The organism is Variovorax sp. IB41, assembly GCF_016405905.1.
Classification (GTDB): domain Bacteria; phylum Pseudomonadota; class Gammaproteobacteria; order Burkholderiales; family Burkholderiaceae_C; genus Variovorax.
Window position 1 is genome coordinate 62,197 of sequence record NZ_JAEFCB010000003.1, and the last position, 13,871, is coordinate 76,067.

The following is a 13,871-nucleotide window of genomic DNA, read 5'->3' on the forward strand; positions in this document are numbered from 1 at the left end:
CGTCATTTGGTTTCGAACCGGGTTGCGCCGTCCCAGCTCGGGTCTTGCGGACGCAACGCCATCGAGGCTAATCGCTGCGCGTAGAGCTGGTAAAGGACTTTTTTCGCATCCGCGGCGAGCAGGGGCGCGAGCAAGTTCCGGCCCATGGCCCAATCCTGCCGGCGGTAAGCGGCAAGCACCTGCGCCCACCGCTGGAGCTGCCCCGTGCGCTGCGCGGCAATGGCCGCTTCTGTGGTGAGCGGCGTAAAAACGGCAACGGCTTGTGCCTTGCCTTTGACGAGCACGCTGTCCAGTTCCTGCCAGGTGTAGTCGGGGGTCAGGTCGCGCGTCGTTCCGCTGGCCACGATCTCCACCCCGTAGTGCCCGCTGAGGCCCTCCAGGCGCGACGCGAGATTGACCGCGTCGCCCACCACCGTGTAGCTGCGGCGCGCGGCCGAGCCCATGTCGCCGACGCTCATCACGCCGCTGTTGATGCCGATGCCCACGCTGATTTCGGGGCGCCCGCCCGCGCGGTGGATGCGGTTCATGTCGCGCACGGCATCGGTCATGTCGAGCGCCGCGCGCACGGCCAGCGCGGCGTGGTCGGGCGTGTCGATCGGCGCGCCCCAGAAGGCCATGACGCAATCGCCCATGTACTTGTCGACGGTGCCGCGGTGCGCACTGATCACGTTGGTGAGGCGGCTGAAAACGGTGTTCAGGAAGGCCTGCAGTTCAGCCGGCGTCATCTGCTCCGACAGGCGCGTGAAGTCGCGCATGTCGCAGAACAGCACGGTCATTTCCTTGCTCTCGGCGCGCATGCTGTAGCGGCCGGGGCGCTGGAGCATTTCGTTGACCAGTTGGGGCGGCACGTAGGTGCCGAAGAGCCGCACCAGCCCGCGCCGCGTGCGCGACTCGATGAAGTAGCCCCAGCTCATGTTGAGCGCGAAGGCCAGCGCCACCATGACGAGCGCCGACGCGAGCGGCAGCACGAGGCTGTGGCTCGCATAGAGCCAGGTGTTGAGCGCAACCAGCACCGCGGCCGTTCCCGCGCCCAGCAGCACGGCCCGCGGTGCCGACAGCAGCGACAGTCCGAGCGCCAGCACGAGCCCCGCGACGAGCACCGTCAGCACCTCGTAGCCGGGCGCGTAGTCCGGCACGGCGAGGAGGCGGTGATCGAGCAGGCCCGAGACGATGTTGGCGTGCACCTCGACACCCGGAAACGCCGCGCCGACGGGCGTCGCGCGCAGGTCCTGCAGGCCCGGCGCGGTCGCGCCCATGAGCACGATCTTGTCCTTCAGCTCGCCGGGCGCGAGCCGGCCTTCGACGACATCGGCGGCGGCCACGTAGCGGAACGAGCCGCCGTTCGCGCCGCCGGGTCCGCGAAATGGCACCTGCATGCTGGCGGTCTGGTCGACAGGGATGCGCAGGCGCCCGATCGCGAGCGATTCGAGCTGCGGCGCGGCGCCCGGCGCCAGGAGCGGGCGCACCGGCGGCGAGCCGTTCGCGAGCCTGTAGACGGCCAGGCCCAGCGATTCGTAGTAGCCCGGCTGCGCCTGGTCGCCCTCGTAGCGCGCGATGAGCGGCGCGCTGCGAATGGCGCCGTCGCCGGTCTCGCCGACCAGCGTGTTGAGGAACCCCGCGGCGGGCGCGGCCTGCGCCAGCATCGGCAGGCTGGCGCCGAAACCGTTCCAGCCCGTGGCGTAGGCGGCGCCTGCCGCAAAGGTGTCAGGCGGCAGCAGCGGTACCGCCGGCAACTGCCCTTTCGCGCTCGGCACCGGTGTCCGGGTGAAGTAGTAGCCGAGCGCGACGCGCCGGTTGCGCAGCGCCCCGGCGAACGTGATGTCGTGGTCCAGCGTGGGCGCAAGCCGTTCGATTTCGGCGGCAAGCCCCGGCATGTGGCGCAGCGGCCCGTTCGCGATCTGGCGCAGCCGCTCAGTGCTGGAGCTGCGATCGGGCTCCAGGAACATGACGTCGAACCCGAGCACCGCCACCTGCTGGCGGACCAGGAGCTCGGTCGTGAGGCGAGCCATCGTGTCGCGCGCCCAGGGCCATTGCCCCTGGCGCGCGAGGCTCGCATCGTCGACGTCGACGATCACCACGCGCGTGTCCAGCGTCCGCGGCATGGTGGCGCGCAGGCGGATGTCGTAGATCAGGTGATCGAGGCGCTCCAGCGCCGTCAGCGGCCAGATGCCGGTGGCATGCGCCAGCGCCAGCAGAACCGGCAGCAGCGTGATGGCAATGCGCGGCCAGTGCCGCCGCAGCGCGTTCATGCGGTCTCGCTCAGACGGCCTGCGTTGCGCCGGGAAGAAGGAAAAGGCTCAGACCCGGACGAACTGCATGCGCGTGGCGCCGCCGAGTTCGAGCACGTCGCGCTCCTGCAAGGCGACGGCGTCGGTGCCGAGCACCGCGCCGTTGAGCGTGACGTTGCCCATGACGCTGGCCGCCACGTAGCCCTGCCGGCGTCGCGTGACGACCGCGACGGCCACGCCGGGCTTGCCGATGGTGGTGACCACCTTCTGCAGGGGCACGTCCTGCGCGTCCTGGCCATCCGGGTTGTTACCGCTACCGGAGAGTACGCGAAGCATTGGGATGCCCAGCTCGATGAGCGCGCCCGATTCCGTGGGCGCCGACGAGAGCGGAATGGCGGTGGAGAACTCGCCCGGGGCACTGCGCGCGGAGCCCGGGCCGATGGCCAGGTTGCTGCGGGCGCGAAAGTGGATGCGGCAACCACCGACCTCGACGACGTCGTTGTCCTTGAGCGTCTGCTTCTGGACGGCCAGCGCGTTGACGTAGGTGCCGTTGGTGCTGTTGAGATCTTCAATTTGGACTTCGCCACCGCTCATGTGCAGCACGGCATGCTCGCCGCTGACCGCCAGATTGTCGATCACGATGTCGTTGTAGGCGCGCCGGCCCAGCGTCGTGCGGTCCTTGGCGAGCGCCACTTGTCCGATGACCACGCCATCGACCGAAATGATCATCTTCGGCATTGCCGGCTCCCCAAGTGCAAAACTGTATCGAGCGCAAGCGGGGCGGCTGGTTGCCGCCGAGGCCTGCTACCTGGCCATCCGGGACGTGTCGCCAACGTCCGCCCTTGCCAGAACAACCGAAATGTTGTCCCGGCCGCCATTGTCGTTTGCAATTGCAACCAAAAGTTGTGCTTTTTTCTGAAGGCCGACATCGTGTCCTAAAAGCGTGAAAAGCTGCGCATCCGTGATCATCTCGCTCAGCCCATCGGAGCAAAGCATATAGAGATCGCCGGGTCTTGCAGTGTGTTCATGCATCTCCAGCAAGACTTGGGCCTCCACGCCGACCGCCCGGGTCACGAGGTTTCGGGTGGGCGAATTCAGCGCTTCCTCGGGGGTGATCGCGCCGGCATCGAGCTGCTGCTGGCGCAGCGAATGGTCGCGCGTGAGCAATTCCAGCTTGTTGTTGCGCAGGCGATAGCAGCGCGAGTCGCCGATGTGACCGACCAAGACGCGCTGCGGCCGGAAAGCCGCCAGCACCAGCGTCGTTCCCATGCCCTGCAGTTCCGCGTTGGTCGTGCCGGCATGCAGGATCGATGCGTTGGCCTCGTCCGTGGCGGCCTGCAGCGCCCGGCGAACCACGCGCGCCGGCGCCTGGAGCCCGGCCTGGGCGAACCAGCGGGCGAAGCTGGCGTGCAGCAGCGAGACGGCCATGGCGCTGGCCACCTCGCCGCCCTTGTAGCCGCCCATGCCGTCGGCCAGCACGGACAGTCCGAGCTCCGGGTCGACGTGCACGGCGTCTTCGTTGTGGGCCCGCACGCGCCCGGTGTCGGTCAGCGCCGCGAACTCCCAGCACAGCGCCGGGCGGCTCGAGAAAAGGGAAGCGCCGACGCTCGCCATGGTCTGAAGGCGTCGGCCGAGCGAACGCTCAGTGGGCAGCGGCGTGGGAGCGCCGTTGCAGCAGGCGGCCCACGGCCACGACGAACACCGCACCGGCCGCAGCCGCTGCATAGTGCAACCAGGGGTTGGCCACCAGCACGTCGCGCAGCGCGACGTCGCTCACGATGGTTTCGCCGCCGACCCAGCCGATCAGCGCGGCACCCAGCATGACGATGATCGGGAAGCGTTCCATGAGCTTGATCATGAGGGTGCTGCCGAAAATGACCAAGGGAATGCTGATCGCCAGGCCCAGGATCAGCAGAACCATGCTGCCCTGTGCGGCGGCCGCCACGGCAATCACGTTGTCCAGGCTCATCACCAGGTCGGCCAGCAGGATGGTGCGCACCGCGGCCATCATGCTGCCGTATTCCTTGGATTCGCCGTCGCCGTCGTCTTCTTCGCCCAGGAGCTGCAGGCCGATCCACAGCAGCAGGATGCCGCCGATGACCTGAAGGTACGGCAGCGCCAGCAGCTTGGCGGCCACCACCGTCAGCACGATCCGCAGCACCACGGCCGCGCCCGAGCCGAACAGCACGGCCTTTTTCTGCTGCGCAGGCGGCAGCGAGCGCGCCGCCATGGCGATCACCACGGCGTTGTCGCCCGAAAGAATGATGTTGATCCAGATGATCTTGACCAGACCGATCCAGAAATCTGTGCTTTGAAGGAGTTCCATGTCTCTGATCCCACTGTGTTTTATTTGAAAAAAGCGCCCGCAATCGAGTGCGGGCGCTTTTTTATTTCTGTGGTCCTCGCATGACCCGGCTCTGTGGCCGGTGTCCTGCAGCCGTCTCTTACAGCTTGGCCTTGAGCAGCTTGGCCAGTTCCGAGAAGTTGCGCGTCACGGTGAAGCCGCACTCTTCCATGATGGCCAGCTTGGCATCGGCCGTGTCGGCGCCGCCCGAGATCAGCGCGCCAGCGTGGCCCATGCGCTTGCCGGGAGGGGCGGTGACACCGGCGATGAAGCCGACGACCGGCTTCTTCATGTGTTCCTTGCACCAGCGGGCTGCATCGGCTTCGTCGGGGCCGCCGATTTCGCCGATCATGATGACGGCGTCGGTGTCCGGATCGTCGTTGAAGGCCTTCATCACGTCGATGTGCTTCAGACCGTTGATCGGGTCGCCGCCGATGCCCACTGCCGACGATTGGCCGAGGCCGATTTCGGTCAGCTGAGCCACGGCTTCGTACGTCAGCGTGCCCGAGCGCGAGACCACGCCGATGCGGCCCTTGCGGTGGATGTGGCCGGGCATGATGCCGATCTTGATTTCGTCGGGCGTGATGAGGCCGGGGCAGTTCGGGCCCAGCAGCAGCGTCTTCTTGCCGCCGGCCGCTTCCTTGGCCTTCATCTTGTTGCGCACTTCGAGCATGTCGCGAACCGGGATGCCTTCGGTGATGCAGATCGCCAGGTCCAGATCGGCCTCGACGGCTTCCCAGATGGCGGCCGCGGCGCCTGCCGGCGGCACGTAGATCACCGAGACGGTGGCGCCGGTCTGCGAAGCGGCTTCTTTCACCGAGCCGAAGATCGGGATGTTGAAGATCGACTCGCCGGCCTTCTTCGGGTTCACGCCCGCCACGAAGGCGTTCTTGCCGTTCGCGTATTCCTGGCACTTCTCGGTGTGAAACTGGCCGGTCTTGCCGGTGATGCCTTGCGTGATGACTTTGGTGTCTTTGTTGATATAGATCGACATGACTTGTTCCTTAGGCCTTCTTGACTGCTGCGACGACCTTCTGGGCCGCGTCCGCCATGGTGTCGGCGCTGATGATCGGCAGGCCCGAATCGGCCAGCAGCTTCTTGCCTTCGACTTCGTTGGTGCCCTTCATGCGCACGACCAGCGGCACTTGCAGGTTCACGGCCTTGCAGGCCGCGATCACGCCGGTGGCGATGGTGTCGCACTTCATGATGCCGCCGAAGATGTTCACGAGGATGGCTTCCACGTTCTTGTTCTTCAGCATGATCTTGAAGGCTTCGGTGACCTTCTCGGGGGTGGCGCCGCCGCCCACGTCCAGGAAGTTGGCCGGCTCGCCGCCGAACAGCTTGATGGTGTCCATGGTGGCCATGGCCAGGCCCGCGCCGTTCACCAGACAACCGATGTTGCCGTCCAGCGAGATGTAGGCCAGGTCGAACTTGGAGGCTTCCACTTCGGCCGCGTCTTCCTCGTCCAGATCGCGCAGAGCCACGATGTCGGGGTGGCGGAACAGCGCGTTGCTGTCGAAGTTGAACTTGGCGTCCAGGGCCATGACGTTGCCCTTGCTGTCACGGTTGAGCGGGTTGATCTCGACCAGCGAGGCGTCCGTCTCCATGTAGCAGGTGTAGAGCTTCTTGAGGATGTCGACCGTCTGGGCGGTCGAGTCGGCCGGCATGCCGATGCCGTCGGCGATCTGCTTGGCCTGTTCGTCGGTCAGGCCCTTTTCGGGGTCCGCGAACACCGTGATGATCTTCTCGGGCGAGGAGTGGGCCACTTCCTCGATGTCCATGCCGCCTTCGCTCGAAGCGATGAAGGCCACCTTCTGGGTGGCGCGGTCGGTCACGGCCGAGACGTAGTATTCCTTGTTGATGTCGGCGCCATCTTCGATGTAGAGGCGGCGCACCTTCTGGCCTTCGGGGCCGGTCTGGTGGGTCTTGAGCTGCATGCCGAGGATTTCACCGGCGAGCTTCTTGACGTCTTCGATCGACTTGGCGACCTTGACGCCGCCGCCCTTGCCGCGGCCACCCGCGTGGATCTGGGCCTTGACGACCCAGACCGGGCCTCCAAGCTTCTGGGCGGCTTCGACAGCCTCCTGAACCGTATAGGCCGGGATGCCGCGCGGCACCGGCACGCCGAACTTGGCAAGGATTTCCTTGCCTTGGTACTCGTGAATCTTCATGAGGGATGTCTCTCGGAAGGAGGAGGTTGAGAACGGGAGATCTGGGGTCTGAGGCTTCTTTGGCTCTGTTGCTCGCGGGCGACGGCAGCCTGACGGCTGGGGGCGGCGAACAACCGCGGACTGTATCATGGTGCGCCGCACCAATACTCGACGTGCGGTTGCGGTCAATACGTACTTTCTTCTAGTCACTCTACGCACACTCCGATATGGCCAAGGTTTTCATCGACGGCGAAGCCGGCACCACCGGCCTTCAGATTCGCGAGCGGTTGCAGACGATGCCGAACATCGAACTCGTGAGCATCGCGCCCGAGCTTCGAAAAGACGTGAACGCCAAGCGCGAACTCATGGCCGGCGTCGACCTCGTGGTGCTGTGCCTGCACGACGACGCGGCCCGCGAATCGGTCGCGCTGATTGACCAGCTGCCGGCCAAGAAACCCAAGATCATCGACGCCTCCACCGCGCACCGCGTGGCGCCCGGCTGGGTGTTCGGCTTCCCCGAACTGGTCGAAGGCCACTGGCAGGCCGTGGCGAAGGCCGACCGCGTCGGCAACCCCGGCTGCTATGCGACCGGCGCCATCGCCATCGTGCGTCCGCTGGTCGACGCGGGCATCCTGCCTGTCGACTTCCCGGTATCGCTCCCTTCGGTGAGCGGCTATTCGGGCGGCGGCCGGGCCATGATCGAGGAGTACGAGGGCGGCAAGGCGCCGCTGTTCGAGACCTACGCGCTGGGCCTGAAGCACAAGCACATTCCCGAAATCATGAAGTACACCGGCCTCACGCGCCGCCCCGTCTTCATTCCCTCGGTGGGCAATTTCAAGCAGGGCATGCTGGTGCAGTTGCCGCTGCATCTGGACCTTCTGCCCGGCAAGCCGAAGTCCGGCGACCTGCAGGATGCGCTCGCCGCGCACTACGCGCGCAGCAACACGCCCGAGCAGTTCGTGAAGGTGCTGCCGCCCACCGAGAACGGCAAGCTCGACGCGCTGGCGCTCAACGACACCAACGAGCTCGATATCCGCGTGTTCCCGAACGAAGACCACCGCCACGCCGTGGTGATCGCGCGCCTGGACAACCTCGGCAAAGGCGCCAGCGGCGCCGCGGTGCAGAACCTGAAGCTGATGCTGGCGCTCTGAGCGCCACGCACCTTTTCCGTCTTACCTGACGAGCCAGAGGCCCACGCCCAGCAACACGGCGTGCGCGCCCAACGCGATGTAGAGCGGCTTGCGCGAAGGCGTCGACATCTCCTGCAGCGTCTCGTTGATGCGGCGCGTGAGCAACGCGCGAAGCGCCGGGTCTTGCGCCGCACCCTCCCCCGCCACCGGCTCGCCATGTTCGACGCGGCCTTGCTGCCACTCGGCCAGCATGTCGCTGAGCGGCAGGCGGTTCACCACGAACGCCACCACCGACCGCACCGCCCTGCCCTCGCCCAGCACCGGTGCGAGCTGCTTGGTCAACGCATCGACCGACAGCCAGTCGGCCGTGCGCTGCAGCGCGCCGTGCGTGCGCGGCATCGCCTCGATGCGGCCCGCGACGGCGCCCGCCAGACGCTGCGACACCGCCTCGCCACGCGCGGCGACCAGGTGCTGCATCGCCTTGGCGCGCCCCTGCTGCACGCCCAGCATCGCGTAGACGACCACGAACAGCAGCAGCAGCACCGCGACCAGCACCGGCGGCGAGGTGACGAGCGCCACGATGGCGCCCGCACCGCCGGCCCGCGCCGCCGGATTGCCGGGCCCGTTCAGCTGGCTCAGGTAGAAAAAGAAGACACCGCCACCGAGCACGATGCCCAGCAGCACGCCCTTGATGACCGAGCCGGCGAAGCTGAGGCCGGCCTTGGCGCCGGTGCGGACGAGAGACGGTTGGCTGACAGGTTCAGATGGCATGGGGGCTCCTCCGGGATTTTTTTGGAAAACCGGCGCATGCGACGCCGGCCGCCGCAGATCATGCCATCGCCGCCCTGCCCCACCTCGCCGCAGGCGCGATCGGCTCCGCTTCGAGCAGCCGCTTGAGCGACTGCAGGTCGCGCGCGATCCAGGCGGCATCGCGCTCGAAGGCCGCATCGTCCATGTGCGGCTGGCGCAGCAGCGTGAACTGCAGCTCGCAGGCATCGGGCGCAACGCCGATCACGCGGAACGGCAAATAGACCTCGGGCACGCCCTCGGGCGCGACCCAGTGGTCGAGCACGCCCAGGTCATTGGCGGGCGCAAAGCGCATGCGGGCATCGCCGCTCTCGGGCGTGCGCACGATCCAGTGGTCGCCCTGCGGCAGCAGCGCGCTCTTGGCGAGGCCGCTGGCCCAGTCGGGCAGGCGCGCCGGATCGGCGGCGACCCGGTAGGCACGGCGCCATTCGCAGGCCACGCGCTGCACGATGACGCGCGACTGCGCGCCGCGGTCTTCATTCGTCTGCTGTTGGTTCATCGAAATCGCTCCTGAGCACCTTGGACACGACGGCGCCCGAGAAACCGCGCGCCATCAGGAATCGCATCTGCTTGCCCCGCTCCTTCGCGTCGGCCGGCGGCGCGTCGAAGCGGCGGCGCCAGAGGGCCGTGGCGCGTTCGACCTCGGTGTCCCGCAGGCCGGCCACCGCCTCGGCGATGGCCTCTGGCGCAATGCCCTTGGCCTGCAGTTCCTGCCGCACCCGCAGTGCGCCCGAGCGGGCGGCACGCTGGTTCAGCACCGAGGCCACCACGCGCGGCTCGCTGATGAAGTCCTTGGCGACCAGTTCGTCGAGCGCCTTCGCCAGCGTGCCAGGCTCTTCTTCGTGCTTCGCGAGCTTGCGCTCCAGCTCCGCGCGCGAATGCTCCCGCTGGCTCAGGAGCCGCAGCGCGCGGCCTTTGAGGGAAGGAGCACCGAAAGCCATTCGAAGGACCAGGACCGCTCGCGCGGCCCATGAAAGGCCGCGCGCTCGAACTTACTCAGCCGCCTTGTCGGCCTTGGGCGCCTTGGCGGGCTTCTCGGCCTTCTCGGGCTCCGAGCCTGCGTCGGCGGCCAGCAGCGGAATGCCCAGCGACTCGCGCACCTTGTTCTCGATCTCGCGCGACAGCTCGGGGTTCTCGCGCAGGAACTCGCGGGCGTTGTCGCGGCCCTGGCCGATCTTCTCGCCGTTGTAGGCGTACCAGGCGCCCGACTTGTCGACGATCTTGGCCGTCACGCCCATGTCGATGACCTCGCCTTCGCGGCTGATGCCCTCGCCGAACAGGATGTCGAACTCCGCCGTCTTGAACGGGGGGCTCACCTTGTTCTTCACCACCTTCACCTTGGTTTCGTTGCCGATGGCCTCGTCGCCCTTCTTGATGGTGCCGATGCGGCGGATGTCCAGGCGCACCGAGGCGTAGAACTTCAGCGCATTGCCGCCGGTGGTGGTTTCGGGCGAGCCGAACATCACGCCGATCTTCATGCGGATCTGGTTGATGAAGATGACCATGCAGTTGGTCTTCTTGATCGTGGCCGTGAGCTTGCGCAGCGCCTGGCTCATCAGGCGAGCCTGCAGGCCGGGCAGCGAGTCGCCCATTTCGCCTTCGATTTCGGCCTTGGGCGTGAGCGCGGCGACCGAGTCGATGACGATCAGGTCCACGGCACCCGAGCGCACCAGCGAGTCGACGATTTCGAGCGCTTGTTCACCGGTATCGGGCTGGCTGATCAGCAGGTCAGACAGGTTCACGCCGAGCTTCTGGGCGTACTGCACGTCGAGCGCGTGCTCGGCGTCGACGAAAGCGCAGGTGCCGGCCTGCTTCTGCATGGAGGCGATGACCTGCAGCGTGAGCGTGGTCTTGCCCGACGATTCCGGGCCGTAGATCTCGATCACCCGGCCGCGCGGCAGGCCGCCGACGCCCAGGGCGATGTCCAGGCCGAGCGAGCCGGTGGAGACCACCTGGATGTCTTCCAGCGCCTCGCCTTCACCCAGCCGCATGATCGTGCCCTTGCCGAATTGCTTTTCGATCTGGGCCAGCGCGGCTTGAAGAGCCTTGGCCTTTTCACTGTTGGCGACCGAGATGCTTGCGCCCTTGACGACTGCGTCCATGTGGAAATCTCCTTGAAAATCAACGGTTTGTGTCTGGTTTCAATCCATCTGCTTTTAATCACAGGCTGGATGCTTGAACAGTAGTGTAGGGGTTGATGGGTTTCCGTAAACCCATTTTTTAGTCAGTTTGATTTACCATCTGGTGCCATGGCCGAAGCCGCTTTCCCGACCGATCCCGACGCCTGGCGCCAGACCCACCTGGGCCGCCTGCTGGGCCATGCGATGCGCCGTTTCGACGAGCGCGTGCTGGAGCTGATGGCGCACGACGTCGATGTGCCGCTCGCCCTCTCGAACCTCGCCGCGCGCGCCCAGGTGAGCGCCGCGCACATCCACATCACCCGGCATCTCGCGCGCGAGGGTTCGCGCCTCACCGAAATGGCCGAGCGCGCCGGCATGACCAAGCAGGCGATGGGCGCGCTGGTGGACCAGTGCGAGGCCTGGGGGCTGGTCACGCGCGGGCCCGACCCGCTCGATGCGCGCGCGCGGCGCGTGCTCTTCACCGCCGACGGCCTGGCCTGGCTCGACGCCTTTCGCAGCGCCGTGACCCAGGCCGAGCGCGAGTTCCGCAGCAGCGTCGGCGACGAGATCGCCACCGTGGTAACCATCGGTCTGGAGGCCTACACAGCGGGCTAGACTCGCCCGGAGAGACAAATGTGAACGGCGCCGGCATGGCGCCCGAACCGGCCGGAGGTGGCTCATGCGAATACTGATTGCCGAAGACGACCAGGTGCTCGCCGATGCCCTGCTGCGCAGCCTGCGCACCTCGGGCGCGGCGGTCGACCACGTGGCCAACGGCTCGCAGGCCGACACCGCGCTCATGACCCACAGCGAGTTCGACCTGCTGATCCTGGACCTGGGCCTGCCCAGCCTGCACGGCATCGAGATCCTCAAGCGCCTGCGCGCCCGCGGCTCGCAACTGCCCGTGCTGGTGCTCACCGCGGCCGACAGCGTGGAAGAACGCGTCAAGGGCCTGGACCACGGCGCCGACGACTACATGGCCAAGCCCTTCAGCCTGCAGGAGCTGGAGGCGCGCGTGCGCGCCCTCACCCGCCGCGGCATGGGCGCCACCAGCAACGCGATCCGCCACGGCCCGCTGGTCTACGACCAGGCCGGCCGCGTGGCCACCATCGACGGCAAGATGATCGAACTCTCGGCGCGCGAGCTCGGCCTGCTCGAAGTGCTGCTGCAGCGCGCCGGCCGCCTTGTGAGCAAGGACCAATTGGTCGATCGCCTCTGCGAATGGGGCGAAGAGGTGAGCCTGAACGCGATCGAGGTCTACATCCACCGCCTGCGCAAGAAGATCGAGAAGGGCCCCGTGCGCATCGCTACGGTTCGTGGCCTGGGCTACTGCCTCGAAAAGATCCAGTGAAGGTGGCGCAGCCGCCCCGCATGCGCCGAATGCACCACGTGCGCGACATGCGGGACGTGCGCGGCATGCCGAAGGGCTCGGCCCGATGAAGTTGTTCCAGCGCGCGCAGCGCTCCCTGTTCGGCGAGATCCTCGACTGGATGCTCACGCCGCTCCTGCTGCTGGTGCCCGTGAGCATCGGCGTCACTTGGCTGGTGGCGCAGGGCATCGCCAACGCGCCGTTCGACCGCGCGCTCGAACACAACGTGAAGGCGCTGGCCGAACTGGTGACGGTGAAGGACGGGCAGACGCAGTTCGTGCTCTCGCAGCCCGCGCGCGAGATCCTGCGCGCCGACAACGCCGGCCACGTGTACTACCAGCTGCTCGACGGCCACGACACGCTGCTCAGCGGCGATCGCGAACTCCCGATGCCCGGCTTGGACGAGCCGCTGCCCCCCGGCCAGGTCTTCCTGCACAACAGCGCCCTGCACGGCAAGGAAGTGCGCGTGGCCTCGCTGTGGATCGCGAGCGGCGTCGAAGACGTGCCGCCCACGCTGCTGCAGCTGGCCGAGACGCGCGAGAAACAGTCGGTGCTCGCCATCGAGATCATCAAGGGGGTGCTGCTGCCGCAGTTCGCGATCCTGCCGCTCGCGGTGCTCTTGATCTGGCTCGCGCTGGTGCGCGGCATCAAGCCGCTGTCGGTGGTGGAAGCGCGCATCCGCGAGCGGCGGCCCGGCGACCTGAGCCCGCTCGATGAATCGTCGGTGCCGCTCGAAGTGGTGCCGCTGGTGTCGTCGGTCAACGAACTGCTGAACAAGCTCAACGATTCGATCGACACGCAGAAGCGCTTTCTCGCCGATGCGGCGCACCAGCTCAAGACGCCGCTCGCGGGCCTGCGCATGCAGGCCGACCTGGCGCAGCGCGAGGGCGCCAACGCCGATGAGCTCAAGCAATCGCTCAAGCAGATCGGCCGCGCCAGCGTGCGCGCCACGCACACGGTCAACCAGCTGCTGTCGCTCGCGCGCGCCGAGGGCAACAGCGCCAACACGCACCGCCAGCCCTGCGACCTCGCGCGGCTCACGATCGAGGTGGTGCGCGAAGCGGTGCCGCGCGCGATCGAAAAGCGCATCGACCTGGGCTACGACGGCGCGGAGGCCGGCGCGCCCGGCGTGATGTTCGAAGGCAACCCGACGCTGCTGAAGGAGCTGGTGCGCAACCTCGTGGACAACGCGATCAACTACACGCCCTCCACGCCCGATCACCCCGGCGTGATCACCGCGCGCGTGCTGGCCGACCCCTTCGGCCACGTGCTGCTGCTGCAGGTGGAGGACAACGGCCCGGGCATCGCCGAGTCCGACCGCGAGCTGGTGTTCGAGCCCTTCTACCGCGTGCTGGGCAACGAGGCCGACGGCTCGGGACTGGGCCTGCCGATCGTGCGGGAGATCGCGAACCAGCACCACGCACAGGTGAAGCTGGAGGATGCGCACCCCGGCAAGCATCCACCGGGTGCGCGCTTCACGGTGCGCTTCGAGAGCGGGGCGCTGCCGTAAGAGCGAGCGGGCCGGTCAGGGCGCGGGCGCGCCCGCCTTCACGTCCTTGCGCACCTGCACCCACTCGGGCTTGATCTGCCGCGCCATGCGCTGCGGCTCGCGCTCGTTGAGGCTCGCCGGCGCGAGGCCGAAGCCCACCAGGTCGCCGCGTGCCCACAGGAAGTAGCCGGCGTTGGCCAGCAGCAGGACGATGAGTGCCAGGCGCAGTTTCAT

Annotated in this window: 15 protein-coding genes; 4 read left to right on the top strand and 11 right to left on the bottom strand. The window is 67.3% G+C overall.

What is annotated here, in order from left to right:
• Nucleotides 1–2: 2 nt before the first annotated feature.
• The 6 genes from JC881_RS08900 to sucC form a co-directional block, all read right to left on the bottom strand.
• A complete protein-coding gene (locus tag JC881_RS08900; protein WP_198785362.1) occupies nt 3–2,249 on the bottom strand; it encodes a CHASE2 domain-containing protein in 2,247 nt (748 codons plus the stop codon).
• A gap of 48 nt (nt 2,250–2,297) precedes the next feature.
• The gene (locus tag JC881_RS08905) at nt 2,298–2,966 is read right to left on the bottom strand and encodes an FHA domain-containing protein (RefSeq protein WP_198785363.1); all 669 of its coding nucleotides are present in this window, start codon (nt 2,964–2,966) and stop codon (nt 2,298–2,300) included.
• 66 nt (nt 2,967–3,032) lie between these two features.
• Nucleotides 3,033–3,842, bottom strand: coding sequence for a Stp1/IreP family PP2C-type Ser/Thr phosphatase (locus tag JC881_RS08910; RefSeq protein WP_198785364.1), 810 nt, complete (start codon nt 3,840–3,842; stop codon nt 3,033–3,035).
• A 28-nt stretch (nt 3,843–3,870) separates the two neighbouring features.
• Nucleotides 3,871–4,554: a TerC family protein gene (locus JC881_RS08915; RefSeq protein ID WP_198785365.1), complete on the bottom strand. Its 684-nt coding sequence runs from the start codon at nt 4,552–4,554 to the stop codon at nt 3,871–3,873.
• A gap of 118 nt (nt 4,555–4,672) precedes the next feature.
• A complete protein-coding gene (gene sucD / locus JC881_RS08920) occupies nt 4,673–5,566 on the bottom strand; it encodes a succinate--CoA ligase subunit alpha (RefSeq protein WP_013544258.1) in 894 nt (297 codons plus the stop codon).
• Nucleotides 5,567–5,576: 10 nt separating this feature from the next.
• A complete protein-coding gene (gene sucC, locus JC881_RS08925; protein WP_198785366.1) occupies nt 5,577–6,743 on the bottom strand; it encodes an ADP-forming succinate--CoA ligase subunit beta in 1,167 nt (388 codons plus the stop codon).
• Between the two features lie 206 nt (nt 6,744–6,949).
• On the opposite strand from sucC, the gene argC reads away from it, so the two are divergent.
• Nucleotides 6,950–7,873, top strand: coding sequence for an N-acetyl-gamma-glutamyl-phosphate reductase (gene argC / locus JC881_RS08930; RefSeq protein WP_198785367.1), 924 nt, complete (start codon nt 6,950–6,952; stop codon nt 7,871–7,873).
• A 21-nt stretch (nt 7,874–7,894) separates the two neighbouring features.
• On the opposite strand, the gene JC881_RS08935 is transcribed toward argC, so the two are convergent.
• From JC881_RS08935 to recA, 4 genes are read right to left on the bottom strand one after another with little or no spacing between them, the layout of a single operon-like run.
• Nucleotides 7,895–8,623 carry a hypothetical protein gene (locus JC881_RS08935; RefSeq protein WP_198785368.1) on the bottom strand — a complete coding sequence of 243 codons (729 nt, stop codon included), beginning with the start codon at nt 8,621–8,623 and terminating at the stop codon, nt 7,895–7,897.
• Between the two features lie 58 nt (nt 8,624–8,681).
• Nucleotides 8,682–9,158: an SRPBCC family protein gene (locus JC881_RS08940; protein WP_198785369.1), complete on the bottom strand. Its 477-nt coding sequence runs from the start codon at nt 9,156–9,158 to the stop codon at nt 8,682–8,684.
• On the bottom strand, nt 9,136–9,600 hold the full coding sequence (gene recX / locus JC881_RS08945; protein ID WP_198785370.1) for a recombination regulator RecX: 465 nt from the start codon (nt 9,598–9,600) through the stop codon (nt 9,136–9,138). Before recX ends, JC881_RS08940 begins: the two co-directional genes overlap by 23 nt.
• Before the next feature lie 51 nt (nt 9,601–9,651).
• Nucleotides 9,652–10,761: a recombinase RecA gene (recA, locus tag JC881_RS08950; RefSeq protein ID WP_198785371.1), complete on the bottom strand. Its 1,110-nt coding sequence runs from the start codon at nt 10,759–10,761 to the stop codon at nt 9,652–9,654.
• Nucleotides 10,762–10,908: 147 nt separating this feature from the next.
• Between recA and JC881_RS08955 the strand changes: the two genes are divergently transcribed.
• The 3 genes from JC881_RS08955 (at nt 10,909) to JC881_RS08965 (ending at nt 13,658) form a co-directional block, all read left to right on the top strand.
• Entirely contained in the window at nt 10,909–11,394 is a 486-nt protein-coding gene (locus tag JC881_RS08955) for a MarR family winged helix-turn-helix transcriptional regulator (RefSeq protein ID WP_198785372.1), read from the top strand.
• Between the two features lie 64 nt (nt 11,395–11,458).
• Nucleotides 11,459–12,130, top strand: a complete 672-nt coding sequence (locus JC881_RS08960; protein WP_176661219.1) for a response regulator transcription factor — start codon at nt 11,459–11,461, stop codon at nt 12,128–12,130.
• Nucleotides 12,131–12,215: 85 nt separating this feature from the next.
• Entirely contained in the window at nt 12,216–13,658 is a 1,443-nt protein-coding gene (locus JC881_RS08965; RefSeq protein WP_198785373.1) for a sensor histidine kinase, read from the top strand.
• A gap of 15 nt (nt 13,659–13,673) precedes the next feature.
• Here JC881_RS08965 and JC881_RS08970 read toward each other — a convergent pair whose 3' ends face one another.
• Nucleotides 13,674–13,871 (bottom strand): sporulation protein, encoded by a 198-nt coding sequence (locus JC881_RS08970; protein WP_198785374.1) that lies wholly within the window; start codon nt 13,869–13,871, stop codon nt 13,674–13,676.